We start from the raw sequence: 22,126 nt of genomic DNA on the forward strand, positions 1-22,126 counted from the left end.
ATATTAATGTACCTTTGTCTTCTAGACCGTCATAAGTATCATGAAATTGTTTTTATATTATCTGAAAAGTTACAAATGGTTGATAGGACTGGCCTTATTATTAGCTACCATTAACCAGGTATTCTCCCTGTTGGATCCCTATATATTCGGCAGGATCGTAGACCTTTTTGCGAATCATCCGCACACCACGGCCAATGGCCTTCCGCGTCCGCAATCTGAGTATGTAAAAGGCGTTATTCTCTGGCTGCTGGCATCTATAGGAGTTGCCATGGTGTCCCGTATCGCGAAAGCATTCCAGGATTATTTCGTGAATGTGATCATCCAGAAGTTCGGGGCCAGGATCTACACCGATGGTCTCCGCCATTCGTTAAGGCTTCCTTACCAGCAGTTTGAGGATCAGCGAAGCGGCGAAACGCTGGCCGTGCTCCAGAAAGTGAGGACCGACAGCGAGAAATTCATCACGTCCTTTGTGAACGTACTCTTCGTAGCCTTCATCGGGGTCATATTTGTAATGATCTATGCCTTTAGCGTCCACTGGAGCCTGGTATTCGTATATTTTGGTGGCAGCCTGATCCTCGGCTGGCTGATCAATGTACTGAGCAGGAAGATTAAGACCATACAGAAGACCATCGTCAAGGAAACAACCATGCTGGCGGGCGCTACTACAGAATCCCTGCGCAACATCGAGCTGGTAAAAAGCCTTGGGCTGACGCACCAGGAGATCGGCAGGTTAAACTCGACCACCATCCGCATCCTGATGCTGGAACTGAAGAAAGTGCGCAGCGTACGCAGTATCAGCTTTATACAGGGTACTTTCGTGAATTTCCTGCGCCAGACCATTCTGTTCCTGCTCCTTTTTATGATATACAAGGACACGGTGAGCGTAGGACAGATGTTTACGCTGCAGCTGTACTCCTTCTTCATTTTCGGCCCTTTGCAGGAGTTGGGAAACATCATCCTGGCTTACCGTGAAGCACAGGTATCGCTGCTGAACTTCGAGCGGATCATGAACACGCCGGTAGAACCAACCCCGGTAGACCCGGTTAAGATCAACCGCATTGACAAGCTGACCTTCAAAAATGTAGGCTTCAAACACCAGACCGCTACCTCTAAAGCATTGGATGGCATCAACTTCAATGTCAACGTGGGTGAAACCGTCGCTTTTGTAGGCCCCTCAGGTTCTGGTAAAACCACCCTGGTAAAACTGCTGGTAGGTCTTTATTCACCGCAGGAAGGCTCTATTGACTACAACGGGGTGGACAGCCGTAACATTGATATTGAGGAACTGAGATACCAGATCGGTTTCGTAACACAGGATACCCAGCTGTTCTCCGGATCTATCAAGGAGAATCTGTTGTTCGTGAATCCGCAGGCTACAGATGAAGAGATCCTGCAGGTGATGAAGCAGGCCAGCTGTAATACCCTGCTGGAGCGGGCAGATAATGGCCTCAATTCAGTGATCGGGGAAGGCGGTATGAAGATATCCGGTGGTGAAAAGCAGCGTTTATCTATTGCACGTGCCCTGTTGCGCCGTCCGCGCCTGCTGGTATTTGATGAAGCTACGTCAGCGCTGGACTCAATTACAGAAGAATCTATTTCCAATACAGTACGTGACATTACCTCTACAAGGGAACATATCACCGTTATGATCGCACACCGCTTATCCACCATCATGCATGCCGACAGGATCTATGTTCTGGAAAAAGGCCGCATTACGGAAACCGGTACGCACGATCAGTTGCTGTCAGAAAAAGGCCTTTATTATGCGATGTGGAGGCAACAGATTGGGGAGCGATAATTATAATTATCTTTGCGCCCATGAGCAAAAAGCGACCAAACTACTTCCTGAGCATGCTTACTATGAAATGCCCGCATTGCCGCAGAGGAGATATGTTTAAGACCAAAAATGCCTATACGAACCTGAAAAGGACCTTCGATATGCATGAACGCTGTCCCGTTTGCGGGCAGAAATACGAACTGGAAACAGGTTTCTGGTTTGGCACCGGGTATGTCAGTTATGCTTTAGGTGTAGCCTTTTCGGTAGCAACGTTGATCGCCTACTGGGTATTCTTCGGCTTATCGTGGGCAGACAACAGCATCTTTATCTGGCTGGGCGTAAACGGCGTTTTGCTGATATTACTGCAGCCCTGGCTGATGCGCATCAGCAGGGTCATATATCTGTACTTTTTTGTGTATTATGATGAAAGCACGGCAGAATTGCCGGAAAAATAAACAAAAGGAAGGCTGGCTACAAAGTCAGCCTTCTTCATTTACACCCCGATTCATTGCATGACTTTTGTTATACCTCTGCAAAAGATCAACTCATGCAAGTCAATCACCTACTGTACATCTTCGCCATTTCCCTGCTGAGCAGCTGCGTGGCCGCCTCACAGGAAACAGAAACAAAGGCAGACAGCAACAGCGTAACAGCCGTCACAGATGAGGCGCCTGCAAAGCAACAAACTGTGGATACGGCCCGCAATACCCCGGAGGGGGAAGTACTGAAGCCACAGGCTGGCCCCTACCCTCCCGAATGTTATAAAACAATTACAGACATCATACAGAGCTCTGACTTCAAATCAGATCTTGCCGAGAAAGCGAACATCAAGGTAAGGATAGACCGGCAGGATAACAGTAAGCTATTCCTGCAACTGTTTGCCAGTGAGAAAGACCACGAATCTACCATTGCATGGTTGCGGCTGGATAAAGCAAATGAAAAACTGGAAGATATTACCGTCGATCCCGACAAACCAGTACAACTGAACTATGACAGATCGCTGATCAGTGCATTGAGACAAAGCTGCCCATAAACAGCAACAGGAAATAATGTACTTTTCCACATTATTTCCTGTTACCTGATCAATCAGTCAGTGATCACTTAAAATCAATCGGGATGGACACTTTCATGCTGAAAGTCCTGCCCATATTAAATACGCCCATCCTGCCCGTTACCTCGTTCTCAGGAGCATATTTCAAGCGGCTGAGGTGATTCTGATAAGCAACGTCTGTCAGGTTATTAGCTGCCAGATGCAGGGAGAACAATACTTTACTATTTTTCTTATTCACGAAATCAGTACCGATACCTGCGTTCAGCAAAGTGTATCCGGAGGTAGCTGTTTCTGTCTGGTAGGCGTAGAAGACATCATTCTGTGCAAATGTCTTATCCAGCTGCACGCCGATGTATGCATTCTGCATGACGCCTCCTACCTTTTTGAACTTCCCTTTCAGCTCAGAAAGCCAGCGGGCTGCGGGGATATTGGGTAGATATTTTGTTGAATCGGTGCTATTGGCAACAGATGAGCGTACATAAGAAAAGGTATTCTCAAAATGCAGCCAGTCGATCGGATGCGGATGTATATCGAGCATTAATTCTCCTCCATAAAGATTGGCAGTGTTCTGCTGATATTTAAAAGCGGAATATCCTTCATCATTATCAGTAGCCGGGATAGAATCTGTACCAGCTGCATTTACCAGTTTACGGGCAAAGATGAAATTGCTGATATGATTGTAGAACACACCGGCGGTTAGGGAAATATGCTGTGAGTTGAACTCCAGTCCCAGATCTCCCTGGGTGCTCACTTCCGGCTTTAAATCCTGGTTGCCGTATTCATATTTAATAGTTCCTTCATGCACACCGTTCGCTGCCAGTTCTGAAATATTCGGCGCACGGAAACCGCGGGCCACATTCAGCTTCAGGGTTACCTGCTGGCTGGCGGCATAGCTTAGTCCCGCACTACCCGATACGTTGGAAAAGTCACGATCAAAGCTGGCAAATTTCGTTTCACCACCATCCAGTTGCAGCCCCTTAATATTCATATGGCGGTTATCGAAACGCAAGCCGCCGCTTACCGTCAGTTTATCAAATGTTTTGCTGGTTACTGCAAATACCCCCGCATCGAAGAGGTCGTAAGCGGGTATCAGGTATTCTTCTCCGCCGATGTTATTCTGCTGCTGCATACCATTTACCCCGATGGTAGTCTGCCAGCCATTCATTTCCGGCAGATAGTATTTCAGTCCATAATTGAAAGTATTCAATTTCAGGAACAGATCAGGTTCATCCGGCGCCAGTACATTCCCCAGCTCCTTGCGGCGGTTCCACTGGTAACCCAGGGTCAGCGCCAGGCGACCGCCATTCTGCAGATAAACATTGTTATCCCATACCAGTTTATTATGTGTGATCTTCTGGCGTGGTGCACCGATGCTATAGGATTTAAAATCGTCGTTTGTAGCTACTGCCTCATCGGCCACGCCATTATTGTTGATCGGTTTGATGAATTGTCCGTTCTCATTACGGTCGCCCTCAACCAATCCCAGCTCCTGGTTGAAGGAAGTAAAGCGGAGAATGGAGGAGCCCCATTGTTTGTTCAGTCCCAGGCTACCACCGTAGTTGGTATTTTTGAATTTGGAATTGAATACATAACCATCGTATTTATTCTTATAATCATGGGCAAATTTCTGTGTACCAAAAGCGCTCCAGCTCAGTCCTCCTTTTGTGGTACCTGCAATATCCGCATGATAGGAGATCTGTCCGTTGTTAGTGAGGTAATTTGCTGCTACATTCCCTTTTATCTGGCCGGCAGCAACACTACCGGGAGGTACAATATTTACAACACCGGCAAGCGCATCGGAGCCATATACCAGGGAGGCTGGGCCTTTCAATACTTCCACTTTGCTTACATTATAATCATCGATCTCAATACCATGTTCATCTCCCCATTGTTGTCCTTCCTGGCGTACACCATCGCCCACTACTACTACGCGGTTATATCCGAGACCACGTATAAAAGGTTTGGAGATGGCAGGTCCGGTAGTCAGCTGACTTACCCCAGGCAGCTTGGCAATCGCATCAATGATATTGGTAGAGATGTTGGCATCCAGGTAATCTTTTCTTACAATACTTACCGGCGTAGGCGTTTTCTTCAATGTAGTGGCCATGTTCACACCGGTGATCACCACTTCATTTTTCTCCAGCAGCGTCTCTGACAGGGCAAAGTCCTGCTGTGTAACACCGTTGATCTGTACTGTTGTTGTAAATGCGGCATAGCCGATATAATGTACTTCCACCAGGAATTTTCCCTTAGGCAGGTTTTTGATTTCATATTCGCCCTGAGCGTTGGCGGAAGCGCCAACATGCAGGTCTGGCAAATAAACAGTAGCCCCGGGCAATGGGCTGTGAGAAGATTTATCTGTTACTGTTCCTTTAAGCGAGCTGCCGGCATCATCGTCATTTAATATTGAGGCAAAACCGGGAATATATATAAGCAAGCTGGTAACTAAAGCTATAATAAAGACACGTAAATAGTGCATAGAAAGATTTGTTTATAGACAATTATCTATACAGCAACACAGCGTTGCTATAATAGTAACAATACGGGCAGGATGCCCTTTCATAAGAGTGCATGTAAAAAACTAAACGAGCGCTGTTACCGGGGGCGCACGGGGAGGAAGTGTTCTGTGGGGTAGGTATTCAATAACCGGGATAACCGGGATGGCGTAATGCCAGGATATCTCCTTCACCAGTACATGATAAAATGTAGTGGTGTGTTCATAAGGTTCCGGTTCTATTTGCAGGAAACCGCAGTGTACGTGTTTAACGGAAAAAGCGGGGCCATGCTTTGCTACCGGAGCTTCATCTTCAGTATCATGGTGCGGGAAGAACTGGTGTATAAATGCCCGGGGGGTAGTATTAAATACAAATACCCCCAACAGCATGATAGCCAATATCCTATATAACACCTTATGCTTCAGATCATGAGTTTGAACGGTAACAAAGGTAGGGAATAAATGCAACAATGTTGCTCATACATAGTATTAGTCCATAAATGAGCAATAGGGCTGATGGCTGGCGGATGGTCTTAGCATGAAAAAAGTCCATAGCATAGCTGCTATGGACTCCCGGAATATTTTCCGTGCTGATTATTAATACTTTACTTTCAGCATCGATCTTACATGCTGATACACACCATTCTGCAGGCGTGCGTAAAAGATACCGCTGGCGAGATTACCGCTATCGAAGGTGATGCTGTATTCTCCGGCAGGCTGGATCTTATTGACAGGCGTTGCCACCAGGCGGCCCATAGTATCGAAGACCTGGACCATGGTGTGGCCACCCCTTGTCTTATATTTCAGTGTCGTGGTAGACACGAATGGATTCGGATAATTGGTGATCAGGTTATTGCTGCCATTATTCACATCGTCGATGTTAGTCAGGGTGCCACAGGCAATACCGCTCACGATAGGCAGACGCTGATAATCCTTGAAGAGAATGGTCTGGAGTGTTGCATTGTCCACGCAGAACCACTGTTCCAGCAATGAGGCGTATACAGAACGGAAGTCGTACTGCATCGGCATATTGTCGGCCACATTGGTTTCTGTAGGAATGTCGGGAGAAGATCCAAGCACACCCTGCAGTACATAATCGCCAAATACGATCATCGGGGCAGCAGCACCGTGGTCGGTACCCATACTACCATTGGATTTGATACGACGGCCGAACTCAGAGAAGGTCATGCCTACTACACGGCGCGATGCCTTGAGCTTGGTGAGGTCGTCCATAAACGCCTTGATAGAATCCGACAGCTGGCCCAGGAGGTTTGCGTGATCACCTTTGGTGGTATCGCCTGACTGCGTCTGGTTAGCATGTGTATCGAAGAAGGCATGCGTTACCATGTAGAGGCGGGTTTTCAACCCACCGGCTACCAGGCGCGCTACTATTTTCAGCTGCTCTGCCAGCCTGTTGTCAGGATAAGGGCTCTGTGAAGTAACATTCGCAGCAGCCTTTTTGATGGCATCAGCAAATTTATTGGACTGTTTGGCGATCAGACGCACGTATTCCAGCTCAACACCCGCGTGGGTATTGGGAACAGGGTCGTTAATATCTTCGATCAGGTTATAGAAGTCGGTAGAGCTGGAGATAGCCACAGCCATATTTGCATCATTACCCTGGAATACCGGAGAAGTGAGGGAACCGATCTGAATAGCCAGGGGCTCAGCACCTTCGTAAGCGTCAGGGAAGCCAGGGAACTGTGTTTCCAGGTAACGACCCGCCCAACCGGTTTCCAGGATCTGGTTCTGATCAGAACCGCTCATCCAGATATCCATTGCGCGGAAGTGGGAATAATCCGGAGAGGGATAACCTACGCTCTGGATCACACATACTTTACCATTATCGTACAGTTCCTGCAGCCCTGTCATAGCAGGGTGGAAACCTGTTTTAATATTGTTGGCCAGTGGCAATACCGATCCTTCCGGGATAGCGATATTTTTACGGGCATTCTGATAATCCGCGTACACATCCAGCGGAACGATCATATTAAGACCATCATTACCACCAATCATCTGGATCATCACCAACACGTGGTCATTATCTTCTGCAGATTTCTGCAACGCATTCAGCAGCGATGAAGCGCCGAAAGCCTTTACAGAAAATCCGTTTATAAAGGTAGGCAGAACCGTTGCCGGGGCGGAATATTTAAGGAAGTCTCTGCGTTTCATAGTTTATAGGTCTTTCTAAGATCAGGCTAATTGATATTCAGATAAATTCATCAGGTACTTGTACAGTGTCTGGAGACGGCTTTCCACAATGTTGCGGTTAGCGGATGTAGGATTGGATTTCCAGGTATTCCAGGCATCTGTCCAATAGTAATCGCTGTCAGGGTTCTGGCCACTGAGCAGGATGATGTTCTTTATTCTTGCCTTTGATGCGTCAGATAATTCGATACGGTATAAGAGGTCCAGTGCGTCCTGGATCAGCGCAACAGGATTGGAAGGGTCAGAGAATTTCTCGGTGAAAGCCAGTACATCGATCTTTACACCACCAAAGCCACCGCTGCTAATGATGGAATCAGTCATCATGTTACGTTTGGGCAGGGTGTCTGTATTGATCCAGATCTCATGGTACTGCGGCGCCAGGTGATAGGCTTCCCAACCTGCTACCTGTGGAGGGTCTCCGATGTCCTGCAGCATGCTGGCGCAATGACGGCGGATGGCATCCAGCGACTCATGAGCCGCCATATAGTCTGCCGGGAATTCTATACCAAATTCACGTACCAGACCTACGGCAAATTCCATCGGGCTCTTGATCAGTGCTGACATATTCAGCGGATCGAAGAAGTGCTCACTCTTGAACAGGGCCTTAAGTACTGGCTTCAGTTCAAATTTGTTTGTACGGAAGATCTCTGCCAGTGGTGCGATCACATTCTGTTCAACGGCATCGTCTATCAGGTAATACACGAAGAAACGGTACAGTTTACGGCAGATGAACTTTGATACTTCCTGCTGAGCAAAAATGATATTCAGCAGGTCATCCAGTTCACTGGCTCCTTCAGCGCCTGTTTTACCAGTGATCTTAGCGTTATTATAGAAACTTGAGAATTCCTTGTTGGTGATCACGTGCTGTGTAGAATCAAAGTAAGACTCTATCGTCACCGGGTTGATCCTGTAACCTGTCAGCACGGTAGCGGTTGTCCTTACATCTTCTTCCGTATAAGCGGAATCAGGTCCTTTACCTACCGTGAAGAGTTCATGCAGCTCACGGCCATAGTTTTCATCCGGGCTTTCCTTTCCGTTCAGATAGCCGTTCAGGTATTTGAGCATCGCCGGATCGAGGGTCACAGCTTTGGTCAATGCCTTGAAATTGCCGGTAGCATTATTTCTCAGCATGACATTGTGCTTATATATGTAGCGGGCATCATTCACCATATCCATTTCTGTTGCGAAATGGTTATGCCAGAAGAGCACCATTTTTTCCTGGATACTGCGTGACTGGTCAATCATCACTTTCAGCCACCATGCTTTATAGGAAGACCATCTTTTCCGGTCAAGATCACCTTCTTCAGGAGGGGGAGCAGAATTCACCCAGGTAGCGCCGGGAGCGATACCAGTTTCGTCTTCTCCATATGTATTTACTGGTTGTGTGGTAACCGGGGTAATGGTATCAATCAATGCATCTACCGCTGCGTCCATACCCAGACCTTTCGCCCATGCTACATCTTCAATTGTAGAACCGAACATGGTGCGTTTCAGCAGGTGTACCGCCTGGGCAGTACCAAATTCTCCCGTATATGCTGTAATGCCAGAATCAGTACGAAAGCCAGTAGTCTTCGCTTTGACTGCTGTTTGCTGGCGTTGGGCAGGAAGCGTAAGGAATTGTCTGCGATCCATAGATAGTATGATATGGTTGTATTGATATATAGGGAAAAATGATTAACGTAGGCTATTACACAGGTCCCATTTGCGGATCCAAATTAATAAAAACTTTAATTCAAGCAGATTATTTTATTTGTTACCTGATACTCAAAAAGAAAAGGGGTTGACTACCATTTATTTAGTCAACCCCTACTCAGTATTGTTCTCTTTTACTATAATCTCTCGATGACACCGGCAATGCCTTGTCCGCCGCCGACACAGGCTGTAACAACGCCATATTTCTTATCAAGGCGTTTCAGATCGCTGAGTATCTGTACTGTGAGCTTCGCGCCGGTACAACCCAGCGGATGCCCCAATGCGATGGCCCCGCCATTGATATTCACCAGGTCAGGATCCATGCCCAGTTCACGGATCACCGCTACCGACTGGGAGGCAAAAGCCTCATTCAGTTCCACCAGGTCAATGTCATTCAGCGACTTACCTGCCTGTTTCAGGGCTTTCGGGATAGCGGCTACCGGTCCGATGCCCATGATACGCGGGTGTACTCCTGCGGAAGAACAGGCTACCAGCCGGCCGATAGGCTGCAGGTTCAGCTCTTTCACCATGGTTTCGCTCATCACGATGACAAAGGCCGCGCCGTCTGAGGTCTGGGAAGAGTTACCTGCTGTAACACTGCCCCCGGCAGCAAATACCGGTTTCAGTTTAGCCAGCGCTTCGGGAGAAGTATCCGCTCTCGGACCTTCATCTGTATCTACCGTGTAAGTGCGGGTTTGTTTACGGCCCTTTTCGTCCACATATACTTCGTTAACAGCTATCGGGAGGATACCTTCCTTAAAATAGCCGTTCTGGATAGCTTTGATGGCTTTCTGGTGGGAGCTGTAAGCAAATGCGTCCTGATCTTCACGGGACACATTGAACTCACGCGCCACGGCTTCTGCGGTCAATCCCATGCCCAGGTAGTATTCTGGTGTTGTACTGGCCACGGTGTAATTAGGTACCGTCTTCCAGCCGGCTACCGGCACGAGGCTCATACTCTCCGTCCCTCCTGCTATGATACAATGCGCCATGCCTGACTGGATCTTGGCCGTCGCAATAGCGATAGTTTCCAGTCCAGAGGCACAGTAACGGTTCACCGTCATACCTGGAACTTCTATTCCCAATGCACGTACAGATATCATACGGCCGATCTGCAGGCCCTGTTCTGCTTCGGGCACCGCATTGCCCACAATGAGGTCATCCACCCTTTTGGGGTCGAGCTGCGGTACGCTTTTCAATAATCCGGTAATTACATCCACGGCCAGGTCATCAGGCCGGTAAAAGCGGAAGCCGCCCCGCTTGGCCTTGCCCACGGCGGTTCTATATCCGGCAACTATATATGCTGTTTCCATTCCTTGTCTCCTTTTCCGGGTGTAAAAACCCGATTTTTTTCTTTTAAGTTAAAGAAGTTTTGCGAAATAGAAAACAAGGTGTTAGATTTGCAGCCCGCAACAGCGGAAAAGACTCCTTAGCTCAGCTGGTTAGAGCTACTGACTCTTAATCAGTAGGTCCAGGGTTCGAGTCCCTGAGGGGTCACCGGAAGCCCGGCTTCGAATAGAAGTCGGGTTTTTTATTTGTCCGAAGTGCTCGTTGGTTCTGCAACGAGCGCGAATAAAGGGGATTGAATTTTGTGGTTCGAGGTTGGTCATTTTCCTTGTTATAATAGATTCCCTCCGGAAATATCATCTTCTGCATTCTCTGCTTTTCCTGATAATTACTGTGGTCCCATGCAGAGCGGGTTCCATAACACGCTGAGTAGCGAATTCGATGTATTCTCTGAGGTTCTAGGGCGTTTAATGGGGAAGGTTGTAATGCCTCCAGCAATCAGTTACTGAGAAAATGATCACAGAACGTCATACTCCACATGAAGAGATCCTGAAAAGGCATGTTAAGCACCGAGACAAAAGTAAGAATATCCATGATATCAAATATGGTCTGTTGGCAAAATATGTTACCCAGCTATTTCCTGCGTCACTTGCAGGTATAATTATCCTAAACTGAAAATTCTTCCCGCGCATAAGAAATTTTACTTTGGAACCCTCTTCCCTTCTGAATCTAAGATTTTGTAAAGGTTATTGAATATTCGAAGACTATAGCTTCCATCATCAAGACGCAGGATGTAAGCAGTTCAGCTTCTGCGAATACCTGACTTCCGCTTTTTAATGAGGGTATATATTTCGTTAATAGGTTGACAGGCAAATAGGCACAAAACAAATATTCGTCCCAGCAGACTCACCCTGCGTAGTTTATGGTATGGTGCGCTTAGCGGGTACAGAGGCGTTTTTAAATGGTGCATGTTTCTGGCCAGAGGAATGTCCGTGAGGTTTGAAAGCGAAGCAGTGTATTTAGACATGTAACTTTAACATTACAAGACACCCACAAAGGGATACATTCGGAAAAACGACTTAGAGTACTCATAAAACCCGAATAATCGTGCTTTCAGGGGATTATGCCTCCCTGCGCCGTGATGCCTATCTCGTCCCCGACCACTCCAGTGAAAATGGTATGGTGTAAACTGTCCACATTTTTAATGATCGGTGTACTAATTTTCTTATAACGATTGTTTTTCTGACATCTAGATATATATTTGTAAGGGAACAAAATAAATTATTCGTATCTCACTTCAAATGCCCAGAAAGTTAACATTTCCCGAATTTAGAACAGCAGGATATAGGAATTTAAGTGTATGTAGAGAACTATTAAATAGCTTAAGGAGCTGCCCTGCTAGAAGTAGGGCACATATCCTTCATAAGATATTTTACCTGTCTGGATACGTGATCGAGTTTTCATTCAAATATATCCTGTTTTCTTCACTTAGGGTAAAAGAAACACAGAACTTATATGAATATGACGACGAAATTTTCCGAAAAAGTTGGCAACAACATAATTTCGACAGACTCCGCTTAGTATTGGACACGAAAAGAATCATCATCAGTACAGATGTTCCTTACATCGGAATCAAAGTTGAAAATAAAGAATTGGATGATTTAATAAAAGCTTGGGATGTGCAGATTAGGTATAGTTTGGGGCTTTCTCATCAACCCGTTGTATTGACCGAACCACTGATGGAAGAATTCGTGGGCCTTACCGAGCAAATTTTGAAACGCGTAACAAGCAAGTATTAAAATGATAGGAATACTACAATCCTTTGATAAAATTAGAGAGGCATTAGCCATTAAGAAAAAGACAGGTGCAATTGACAAGTTTCAGATCACCATGAACCACAGAAATGAAATTGCCGTGGTAGTGGTTGCAGAAGATGAACTGTTAAGAACCGATCTGATTGATGATGGTGATGTCTTGGAAAATGTAGTTTACACATTTCTTTCCAATGACGAGCTCCAGGAAGATTTCTTTTATAGTGAACTGTTTAATACTGGCGGCGACTGCATAATCGAATATGCGAATTCAAGAAGGAAATTAAATAATCTTCTCAGCCCTGGCACCGAACACAAGACATCCATACCCATTGTGACTTTTTATAGCTATAAAGGTGGAATGGGCAGATCAACAAATCTAGTTATATCATCCACATATTTGGCAAGGGCACATGGTCGTAAAATCATCATAATAGATTGCGATTTTGAGGCGCCAGGTTTTTCCAACTTTTTCCTCGAAGAAAATTCTTCACCAATCTATAGCAATGGTCTTATCGAATATTTCTTTGACAAAGAGAGCCAAGAGGAAATTAACCTTAATGATTATTCATGGGAGGTATCCAAACAATACTCGCAAAGTGGTGAAATCAGAATTATACCAGCCGGTAACACGGACCCGAAACGCAGGCTGGAGAATATTGAATTTCCGACCCATTTAACCCATTATCTGGAGGGCCTATCGAGACTGGATTTGTCTTCAACTGAATCTATCATTAAAAAGTTCAAGTCTCTTATTTCTGATATACAACAACAGTATCGCCCGGATGCTATTTTTATAGATAGCAGAACTGGATTTACCGACATTTTTGGAATTGCGGCACTGCAATTATCAACCCAAGTTGTCGGTTTTTTCAGTAGCAGTTCCCAGAATGACCCCGGTATATATCAATTTATACAATCTATTAGCAAACTTGCCAATAGTAGAACGGATGTTTATGCTCCGATTCTGGTAAATTCATTTTCAGATTTAGGCTATTTTAATGACTTTCGAAAAAAAATCGAGGAAATTATAGCTAGTATTGGAGACCCCCAAGACTCCTTCAGGTTGTCTCCATACTTTTACCACTTTAGATATGATGGACTGTTGTCTGAAATAGGAACCAAGCGCGAAAATAAGGATGAATGGCTAAGTCAAATAGATGAAAGACAATTATTAAAAGGATATATCGATGTTGCAGACAAGATTAATGAATCAATAGGGCAAATTACTGAACGGATTGTGGATGAACAAGAAGAGATTAATGAGCCAGTTGTAGAAGTTGAAGTAAGCCCTGATAAAGAATCATCTAAAACAGATCAGGAACAGATTTTAGGAAATATCTATCGAAAATGGCCTGATCTCTATGCAGATAGCGAAGGGCTTGATTATCAAACCGAATTTGAACAAGGGCGCGTCTTTTACCGTGAGTCAATGATGGATCTGTTCAATTTCACTAAATTTATCGTATTGGGCAATAAGGGAACCGGCAAGTCCTACATGTTCCAAGCACTTAAAAATGAGGACATAACAAATGAGTTAAAGCGAAGGGCGCAAAAAACAACTGTCAAGATAGAATTCCTTCATTTGGTCGATAAGAAAATGAATTATTTTATCGGAACCAGTGGACTTGAAACTTTTAAAAGAGACATCGACGAGATCGGAGACTTCTTCAATAAATTTTGGAAAGTTTATACTTGGCGAAGCATCATTGATAAGTTGAATGGTGTGATCACATTTGAATCCTCGATACCTCATTTCTTTTCAATCAAAAATAATGACACGGATAACCTTAAAAGTCTAATACGATTTATTAAAGATGTTGAAAATATTATCGCTGTCGAAAAGGAATTGGCTCTGCTTGATAAAGAGTTAAACTCCCATCAAACAGATATAGTTGCTATCTACGATAATCTGGACCTTATGGTTGAACCTTCCAAATGGAAGGATGAAATGGCGTCATTGATCAGTTTTTGGCAGTTTTCAAGCTATAAAAGGATACATAGTAAATTGTTTTTGCGCTCGGATCTATTTAAAACCATTAGAGGGATCAATAATGTACAATCCTTAAAAAATAATATAATCTCGATCGAGTGGCAAAAAGAAGAGATTTTTAATTACTTCTTTAATCTTGTAAAACGATACGCCAAAGAAAGTTTCATTAATGTTGTCAGAAAATTTGATTTCAAAAGGGTTTCAACGGATGCACTGGAATGGATTACAGAATTTGAAAAGAAATTCGACAATGTAAAGCAAACACAATTCGAAGAGGCTATTCTTCGAAAGTTATGTTGGGTCTTTTTTGGTCAATATCCCGACAGGAAAGCGTTTGGAGAATCGTATGATTGGCTGTACAAAAACATCATGAACGCGGATGAAACTATTAGCGTCCGACCGTTTTTAGACTTGCTCAGGCTGTCTATTGAGCTCTTTCAAAGTGACTATAATAAAGATAGCTCTGTTATCCTTCCAAGTAAATATTATACCGCCAAAAGCGTACGAAGGGATGCCGTAACGCGGCATTTTCAGGACTTGGTAACGGAAAAGGGAAACGAAAGCCTGCAGCATATTTTTGATTACATTGATAATAACGAAGACTACCAATTCTACCAACTGACTAGGGTTGAATTATACGAACTGTTAGGAAAGGTTATAAAAAAGCACGAGTTAACAGAATCAGTTGAAGATTTGGAGAAAATTCTTGATATAAATGGAATTTTAAGGAGACATAGTAATTCAAGTTACAATTTCGCATTTCTATATAAATACCGTTTGGGATTAAAAAACAGGGAAAGAAAACGATTAAAAAATTACTAATTATATGTTGAAATAAATGAGGTTTCGATAGAGCGATCGAGGTTACCACCTCATTTCGAAAACGATTCTTGGTAGATTTAAATATGTAATAAAACATTGGGGAGTACCTGCCGGATAATTTTGACGCGGCAGGTACTCTTTTATTATAGAACTTGGGGGCCAATTTTGGATAGTATTTCTAAATAGAGGCATACATGGATAGTGAATGACGTCATGGGTTACAAAGGGTGGCGCGCTCGCCAACATGAGTCATTATCAATTGACAGATGACCTTCGGGAAGATTACCTGTCTAGCTATGACAATGGAAGGTTTTGGGACACGATGTTGTTTTTGAAAGCCCTCCCGCATGAACTGCCAGGTCTACGTGTGTATTCCGGAGATGCTGGTTCTTCGTCACTTTTGGTGGTTGGGAAGTGTTACATAATGAGACTCAATGTAACATAAGTTATAAATTTCATGTGGCCTCAAAATTTAATATTTGATTGTGATGTGTTTTGCTTTGATTTATTGGATTACAAAGTAGATGCAGGTAATATCACTCTATTTATGAGAAGCCAGAAAGTGGAGCAGTTGTGCCCTCTTTGTAATATTCCTGCGACCAAACTTCATAGCTACTATTATCGATCCTTCAGAGATTTACCAGTGTTTGAGAATAAAGTATTGATAAGATTAAAATGTAGGAAATTTTATTGTGAAAACCAGTCATGTATCAGAAAGATCTTCGTTGAATCTCTTGATAATACTTTTTCTAAGTATAGTAGGACTACCAATAGGCTGAATAAAAAGCTTTTGAAGATAGCATTGTTGGTTGGTGGTAATATGGGATCAAAGTTATCTCAAACCTTAAATATACCTACGAGTAGTTCCACGTTTATCAGATTAATACACAAACAGAAATTTCCTCAAAACTTTGAGGCAAATGAGATAGGGATAGATGATTGGGCATATAAAAAAGGCCACACTTATGGAACTGCTATTATCGACCTGACATCACGAAAGATCATTGATTTATTACCCGATAGGGAAGCTAAAACCGTAGAAGATTGGTTAAAGCAAAGACCTGATATAAAAATAGTAACCCGGGATCGGTTCGCTAGATATGCCAAAGGAGTTTCAAAAGGTGCTCCGCAGGCATTACAAATAGCAGATCGTTGGCATCTGATAAAAAATATGGGTGATGCTTTGACTAAACTATTAGAACGGGTTCGGCAAAGCATGAAACCTCAATTGGTAAACAAGGTGAAAGCAGCAAAGGAATACCTGGAACCAGGAAACCAGGCTTTGAAAGAATCCTCTTATGGCTCATTGCCGAAGCGCTTTTCGCAATTCGAACAAATAAGGAAATATTATAAGGATGGCGTACCAATAAGAACTATTGCCAGATTGGTAGGAGCAAGTAGAAATACTGTAAAAAAATACTTGCACCTAAACGAGCCACCACCTAAAATACCCGCCAGAAGTAACTTAACTGGATATGTAGATTATATCCAGTCCAGATTGAGAGAAGAACCTGAAGTGGAAATTATTCAGTTATGGAATGAAGTTAAAGAAAGAGGATATAAGGGAAGCAAAAGCGTATTCTATGAACACCTAAAGGGATATCAGAAAGGGAAACGGTATCCAACAATATCATCCTCTTCAATGCCATACTGGTCCGCAAGGAAAGTAAGTCTATTACTTTATCGAAAAAGAAAGCAACTATCAATGGAAGAGAGGGAATTGATCTCCAATTTAAAGAAAAAGTCAAAGGATATTCAAACAACTTCACTTTATGTAAACAGGTTTCGTAAACTATTAGAAAATAAACATGGAGAAGGATTACAAGATTGGATTGATGAAGTATCTGGTACCAACCTTAAAGAGCTTAAAAGCTTTGCAAAGGATTACTATCAGACATCACTGCTGTAACAAATGCAGTCTCATTTCCCTGGAGTAATGGACAGGTTGAAGGCCAAATTAATAAATTGAAGACAATAAAGCGTCAGATGTACGGACGGGCTGGATTCAATCTGTTACGAAAGCGATTGGTGCTGCAAAGGTAGTAACCACCAAAAGTGACGAAGAACCACATAAATCAGAACGGTGGGTCAACATGGTCCAGAATCTACAGACGATGTTCCCATTCAGCATCCACCAGCAAGGTTAGCAGTTCATCTGCGGTACAATGCGTGTAATGCTGGTCAGTAAGACTTTGATGGTAAAGACGGGCCATGGCGCTAAGATGCATTCGACGTAATTTCTCTACGGTGTTGTTTTCGTTCATTATGATTTGTTTTTTAATAAGTAATCGTTGATACCAGCGCTTAGTGATAAGCTGCGGCTCCCCGGATATTTGCATGCTCCGGGATGGAAGGCAGCTCTGCGGGATCATCTGACAGCTTGTCCAGACGTAAACCTCCAACGTGCCCCGTCTTTTTACTATCGACATTTCACCAGTAATATCTCGTGATATTCCGTTTTTCATTTTAGCGTGATTTTGTCGATATTTGGTTTACAACCAAATAGTTCCGTTATGTTAACGTTCTCCCCGCCCGATAGATTGACTGTAGGCCAGGCGCTGGCTAAATTGAGAGCAATCTATCAACCCGACAACACCGCTTTTTCACAGGCCCTGCGTACTTCCTATACGACATACTTGAAAACAGAACGGGATCAAAGAGAACTGAGCTTTTTAATGGCATTGAAGATCTGTAAATTTTACAAGATCGATATTCACGATTTGGTCGTCATGCTCAGTGATGAAGAACTTGATAGAAGAGATCAATCTGTTATTAGGGCCCAGGAGAAACGCGACAGGAAGAAGGCGGAGGCAGAAAGTGCAAAAGTGATAGATCTCGCTACCGGCAAAATAAAGCAAGGGATATAATCGGATATCTGTCAGACAGCCGATTTATGTGTGGTGTTGGACGATTTCCAGTTCTGGGGCAAAAGTTCCAGATACTTGTCTTTAGGGTGATCAGTAATTCTTCGCAGCACATCATCCAACCATTTTACAGGATTGACACCTTGTAGACGGCAAGTAGCCAGCAGACTGTAAATAATAGCAGCGCGTTTACCTGCCAGATGAGAACCCGCAAACATGTGGTTATGCCTGCCTAATGCCAGTGGTCGTATTTGTGCTTCCAGTAAATTGTTGTCAGCCTCTAACATTCCATCAGTTGTATAGATCATCAGTGCGTCAAAGCGGGTAAGTGCGTAAGTAATAGCTTTATGCATCGGAGTCCCCGGTATAGTACCAGGAGCTTGTTGTTCCAGCCACTGACGCATTGCTAATAGTACCGGAACGGATTCGGCCTGTCTCTTTTCAGTGATCTGATCATAATCCAGGTTCAATGCTTTACATGCTGCTTCGATGGCATATAAAGGTTTAAAGAAGTTATCTAAAGCATATCCCGCACGGCTGGAGTCATAATTCAGGGCTTGCGTAAAATATCTTCTCACATGCACAAGACATTGTTGATGGATGACACCTGGCTGTTTACCATAGCTGGTATACACCCCATAACCATCTGTCAGCAAGTATCCCCGATACCCTGACAATATTTTCGCAATATCCTTTTTACCTCTTCCTTCCTGATAGGTAAAACCAGCTATGCGCTGAACAGGGGACATTATTGCCCACATCCAGCCTAAATGTGATTTCTTACCCTTCTTGCGGGTGTCATCCAAAACCTTGTAACAACTCTCATCAAAATGAAGATGCCTGCTGCTTAATATTTCCTTAAGAAGTAAATGCCATAATGGTTCCAGTATATCGCAGACCCTATTCGTAAAATAGGATAGCGTGCTATAAGATAGCGTGATCCCATACTGGACAAAACGTCTCTGCTGTCGCCATACAGGCATATGATAAAGGAACTTGTCAATCAATAGCATTACCAGAACACTAATGTCTACTTTACATCTGGGGATAGGATGTTTTGGTAGCGGAGCTACGAACTGTTTAGCATACAAGCCATCTTCACAAGAAGCTATGTAAACAGGTCTCCTGGTAACTTTGACGTACCACCGTAGCGGACTACAAGCCAACTGCCGCTGTTCTTCTATTCGCAAAAGTCTGGCGCCAACAGGCAGATTTTCTACGTCCAGGACAATAATCTCTTCTTCCAACCCTTCAGGAAGATCATGTCGACCACCTCTTTTCTTTGGGGCAATGGTAATACTGGTCCTGATATGAGCGGCTACTAGTTTTCTACTGTTTATGTGACATACACCCCAGTCATCAACGTCCAGGGATAATTTGCCTTGTATCACATCTACCGACATGGGGAGTTCGTTGCTGGTATGACGTTTCTCACTTTTTATCCCATAGATCCATTTCTTTACTATACGCAACTCATGCCGAAGCATATCTAGCTTACTTAACTCTTTATTCTGTTCGTCTAAGTGTTGCTGCTGTGTAGATATCTGTTTATGCTGGTTGGTGATCAGTTGATCATACTGAGATAATTGTTCGACTTGTTGTAGGATTGTTTGCTGATAGCTGGCAAGTTGCAGATCCTTATCGCATAAATACTGATGCTGTCTGATGATCAATTGGTCCTGCTCTCTGAGTAAGTTATCAGTAGTCTCACGATCCTGCTGCAGGAGCAATATTTGCTCCTGTAATAGTACAATTACCTGATCCTTTCCATCAGAGATAGCAGCTTTGTTGTATGTTTCGTGAGATTGTTTCATCAGACACTACCAATAACAGCGAAGGCAGATCTTTGTTCGATCTACCTTCACTGTTAAACAAAAATAATTTGCGCACTGAGATTAATAAAAGATTAAGTGTATTGACGATACTTATGGAAAGATAATCCTTTAAGAATAGATAATAAGTCACTGGCATTTAATGCAACTGCGTTGTTACCTCCTTCCTGCATCAAAAGATCGAACCTCCCCTTATCTAACTTACGATACAGCATCGTAAAACCATTGTGTTCATGCAAGAGTATCTTCATGTGAGTCTTGTCTTTGTTGAGGAATACAAATATGTCATTATCTGTGATAGTCATGTGCATCTCATTTATCACGATTCCGCAAAGTCCTGCAAAACTTTTACGCATATCAGCACTGCCTCCATATAAAAAATACCTATACCGGTCTGTAAACAATATTATGTTGCTCATGCCAGTAACGATTTGAGATAATCAGGGCCAACTGGCTGGTAAAGACAAATATCTCCCACTTTGGCAAATAATCGTTCTTCCGGTAAATCTCTAGCGGGAAGTGAAGAAATGATTTCTATAAATCCTTCTGAAGGAGCTGTTTTTATGGGTGGATATTTCTTTCGCCAATTGTAAAAGGTGGCATCGCTTATATTATGAAGTTCGCAAAAGTCCTTAACTCTCATTCCTCCCTTATCAAACATATCCATCAAGCCACTGATTTCACTCTCCGTGCGACGCATTTTAACCGGTTTGTTTAATTTGCTGCTCATAGTTTTTTTTAGCAGCAAAATTAATGGGCAGAACACCTATGACCTATGTGGGGCAGGTTGTTGGTTTACGTCCAGACCTGCCTTTAAAATGCGTTCAACAGTATGAAAGCCGGCTTTATGATATTCGAGTGCCCGATGACAGGCCTGCTCAAGACGTTGTGAGGTATAATCCTTTCCTAAAGCCAGTATTCCCTGGCATTGCTTGTAAGCGATTTCCGGATAGCTGTACTGGCCTAATAACCTTTGGATATAGAGAGGGGTATTATTGCCTACCTGCGCTGCTTTATCCTCAAAGAACTTAGGACTCCAGTCATTATATACCTGGTGAGTAGAAGGCAGATGATCGCTGATAGTAGTATAGTGTCCTGGGATAAAACAACGTCGATGACTGGATATGCGGGTATGGTTATAGAATATCTCTACTGATACCTGATTATATTGTACCTCTACGTGAAGGCCTTGATAGCGATAGGGTACGCTATAGTAATTCCGACTTTCACTCAGGTAGATATAACTTGTTTTCTGCACTTTGGCTCTTCTGTATTGCCGTATGTGATAACGGCCCTGTGGCAGCGATTGCAACCACTCTTTTTCAGTATCAATAAATTGTTGCCAGCGGGTTGTACCTCCATGGGCAAACAGGTAATCATTAAAAGTGATCAGCATATTGCTGATTTCAGTATTAAGCTCTTCAAGAGAAAAGAAGGTATGGCGGGATATTGGGTAGTAAATACGTTGGTATATTAGCTCCACTGCGCGTTCAACTAACGCTTTATCTTGCGGATGATAAGGGCGGGCAGGATCTACAGCACAGCCATAGAACAGTGCAAAATCGGCCAATGTTTTATTGATCAGTGGCGCATATTTTGTGTGCCTTGCTCACAGCACTTTTCAGATTATCAGATACAATGGCCTGAGGAACTCCTCCAAACCACTGTAAACAAGCAGATAAACAATTGATCAGATCCTCTCTTTTCTGTGAGGCTACTGCTTTTACGAAGGTATATTGGCTGCAGGGCAATTTTGCCACAAACACTTCTACAGCTATCAGTTCCCCGGTAGTTTTGTCAATATAGGAGAGCTTATCACCACGAAAGTCGACATACAGTTTGTCGCCAGCTTTATGCAATAGTTTTCCTCCCGGCGTACTCCTTTTATTCCACTGCCGTATGTGCCAGCAAAACTGTGTATAACGGTAACCGTCCGGGTGTTTTGACAAGTATTCCTGGTGTAATGCTCCAAGTGTACAACCAGGCTTCAAAAGTTCCTTTTCAATGTAGCTGAAGTAACCAGCCAATGTCTCATAGCGCTCTTTTTCGGTCTGGCTATCTTCTGTAAAAAGGTCTGCAAGTTCAGCATCTTCTAACTGCATTAGGGCATCCAGGGGTAAATCCAATGCTTTAAAGCGGGCCATATAACTGTCTACAGTCTTACGGTTGACCTTAATGTAGTCGGCAATCTTACGATTGCTCCAGCCCTTCTGTTTCAGTGAAATTAATGTACGTACTTCCATGACATTGATTCTTTGACCCGCCATATACCTATTGCTTTTTTAGGTACAAGAC

18 protein-coding genes, 1 tRNA gene and 1 pseudogene are annotated in these 22,126 nt (G+C 43.6%); 9 read left to right on the top strand and 11 right to left on the bottom strand.

The window, feature by feature from the left end:
- Window positions 1–40: 40 nt before the first annotated feature.
- From MYF79_RS31160 to MYF79_RS31170, 3 genes are all read left to right on the top strand, one after another.
- The gene (locus MYF79_RS31160; RefSeq protein ID WP_247811719.1) at window positions 41–1,798 is read left to right on the top strand and encodes an ABC transporter ATP-binding protein; all 1,758 of its coding nucleotides are present in this window, start codon (window positions 41–43) and stop codon (window positions 1,796–1,798) included.
- Between the two features lie 20 nt (window positions 1,799–1,818).
- The gene (locus tag MYF79_RS31165) at window positions 1,819–2,232 is read left to right on the top strand and encodes a DUF983 domain-containing protein (protein WP_247811720.1); all 414 of its coding nucleotides are present in this window, start codon (window positions 1,819–1,821) and stop codon (window positions 2,230–2,232) included.
- A gap of 92 nt (window positions 2,233–2,324) precedes the next feature.
- Window positions 2,325–2,810: a hypothetical protein gene (locus MYF79_RS31170; RefSeq protein ID WP_247811721.1), complete on the top strand. Its 486-nt coding sequence runs from the start codon at window positions 2,325–2,327 to the stop codon at window positions 2,808–2,810.
- A 64-nt stretch (window positions 2,811–2,874) separates the two neighbouring features.
- Here MYF79_RS31170 and MYF79_RS31175 read toward each other — a convergent pair whose 3' ends face one another.
- From MYF79_RS31175 to MYF79_RS31195, 5 genes are all read right to left on the bottom strand, one after another.
- Entirely contained in the window at window positions 2,875–5,307 is a 2,433-nt protein-coding gene (locus MYF79_RS31175; protein ID WP_247811722.1) for a TonB-dependent receptor, read from the bottom strand.
- Window positions 5,308–5,409: 102 nt separating this feature from the next.
- Window positions 5,410–5,712, bottom strand: a complete 303-nt coding sequence (locus MYF79_RS31180; protein ID WP_247811723.1) for a hypothetical protein — start codon at window positions 5,710–5,712, stop codon at window positions 5,410–5,412.
- A 207-nt stretch (window positions 5,713–5,919) separates the two neighbouring features.
- Window positions 5,920–7,494 (bottom strand): DUF1501 domain-containing protein, encoded by a 1,575-nt coding sequence (locus MYF79_RS31185; protein WP_247811724.1) that lies wholly within the window; start codon window positions 7,492–7,494, stop codon window positions 5,920–5,922.
- A 21-nt stretch (window positions 7,495–7,515) separates the two neighbouring features.
- Complete coding sequence (locus MYF79_RS31190) at window positions 7,516–9,162, bottom strand: DUF1800 family protein (RefSeq protein ID WP_247811725.1); 1,647 nt, start codon at window positions 9,160–9,162, stop codon at window positions 7,516–7,518.
- Window positions 9,163–9,359: 197 nt separating this feature from the next.
- Window positions 9,360–10,535 carry an acetyl-CoA C-acyltransferase gene (locus tag MYF79_RS31195; RefSeq protein ID WP_247811726.1) on the bottom strand — a complete coding sequence of 392 codons (1,176 nt, stop codon included), beginning with the start codon at window positions 10,533–10,535 and terminating at the stop codon, window positions 9,360–9,362.
- A 110-nt stretch (window positions 10,536–10,645) separates the two neighbouring features.
- Between MYF79_RS31195 and MYF79_RS31200 the strand changes: the two genes are divergently transcribed.
- From MYF79_RS31200 to MYF79_RS32560, 5 genes and pseudogenes are all read left to right on the top strand, one after another.
- A tRNA-Lys gene (locus MYF79_RS31200) sits at window positions 10,646–10,719 on the top strand.
- 1,238 nt (window positions 10,720–11,957) lie between these two features.
- Window positions 11,958–12,308 carry a hypothetical protein gene (locus MYF79_RS31205; RefSeq protein WP_247811727.1) on the top strand — a complete coding sequence of 117 codons (351 nt, stop codon included), beginning with the start codon at window positions 11,958–11,960 and terminating at the stop codon, window positions 12,306–12,308.
- 1 nt (window position 12,309) lies between these two features.
- On the top strand, window positions 12,310–15,135 hold the full coding sequence (locus MYF79_RS31210; protein ID WP_247811728.1) for a KGGVGR-motif variant AAA ATPase: 2,826 nt from the start codon (window positions 12,310–12,312) through the stop codon (window positions 15,133–15,135).
- A gap of 547 nt (window positions 15,136–15,682) precedes the next feature.
- The gene (locus tag MYF79_RS31215; protein WP_247811729.1) at window positions 15,683–17,044 is read left to right on the top strand and encodes an ISL3 family transposase; all 1,362 of its coding nucleotides are present in this window, start codon (window positions 15,683–15,685) and stop codon (window positions 17,042–17,044) included.
- 11 nt (window positions 17,045–17,055) lie between these two features.
- Window positions 17,056–17,178, top strand: a pseudogene (locus tag MYF79_RS32560) (hypothetical protein); the annotation flags it as partial.
- Between the two features lie 62 nt (window positions 17,179–17,240).
- Here MYF79_RS32560 and MYF79_RS31220 read toward each other — a convergent pair.
- Entirely contained in the window at window positions 17,241–17,600 is a 360-nt protein-coding gene (locus MYF79_RS31220) for a hypothetical protein (protein ID WP_247811730.1), read from the bottom strand.
- A gap of 48 nt (window positions 17,601–17,648) precedes the next feature.
- On the opposite strand from MYF79_RS31220, the gene MYF79_RS31225 reads away from it, so the two are divergent.
- Window positions 17,649–18,002: a hypothetical protein gene (locus tag MYF79_RS31225; protein ID WP_247810391.1), complete on the top strand. Its 354-nt coding sequence runs from the start codon at window positions 17,649–17,651 to the stop codon at window positions 18,000–18,002.
- Between the two features lie 11 nt (window positions 18,003–18,013).
- Here the strand turns inward: MYF79_RS31225 and tnpC are convergent, their stop codons facing one another.
- The 5 genes from tnpC to MYF79_RS31250 form a co-directional block, all read right to left on the bottom strand.
- Window positions 18,014–19,813, bottom strand: a complete 1,800-nt coding sequence (gene tnpC, locus MYF79_RS31230) for an IS66 family transposase (protein WP_247810392.1) — start codon at window positions 19,811–19,813, stop codon at window positions 18,014–18,016.
- A gap of 92 nt (window positions 19,814–19,905) precedes the next feature.
- A complete protein-coding gene (tnpB, locus tag MYF79_RS31235; RefSeq protein WP_247810393.1) occupies window positions 19,906–20,250 on the bottom strand; it encodes an IS66 family insertion sequence element accessory protein TnpB in 345 nt (114 codons plus the stop codon).
- Entirely contained in the window at window positions 20,247–20,561 is a 315-nt protein-coding gene (gene tnpA, locus MYF79_RS31240) for an IS66 family insertion sequence element accessory protein TnpA (protein ID WP_247810394.1), read from the bottom strand. The genes tnpB and tnpA overlap by 4 nt, the downstream gene beginning before the upstream one ends.
- 36 nt (window positions 20,562–20,597) lie before the next feature.
- Complete coding sequence (locus MYF79_RS31245; RefSeq protein WP_247811731.1) at window positions 20,598–21,401, bottom strand: Mu transposase domain-containing protein; 804 nt, start codon at window positions 21,399–21,401, stop codon at window positions 20,598–20,600.
- 4 nt (window positions 21,402–21,405) lie between these two features.
- Window positions 21,406–22,098, bottom strand: coding sequence for a hypothetical protein (locus MYF79_RS31250; protein ID WP_247811732.1), 693 nt, complete (start codon window positions 22,096–22,098; stop codon window positions 21,406–21,408).
- Window positions 22,099–22,126 lie beyond the last annotated feature (28 nt).

Origin of the sequence: Chitinophaga filiformis (assembly GCF_023100805.1) — a bacterium.
Taxonomy (GTDB): domain Bacteria; phylum Bacteroidota; class Bacteroidia; order Chitinophagales; family Chitinophagaceae; genus Chitinophaga; species Chitinophaga filiformis_B.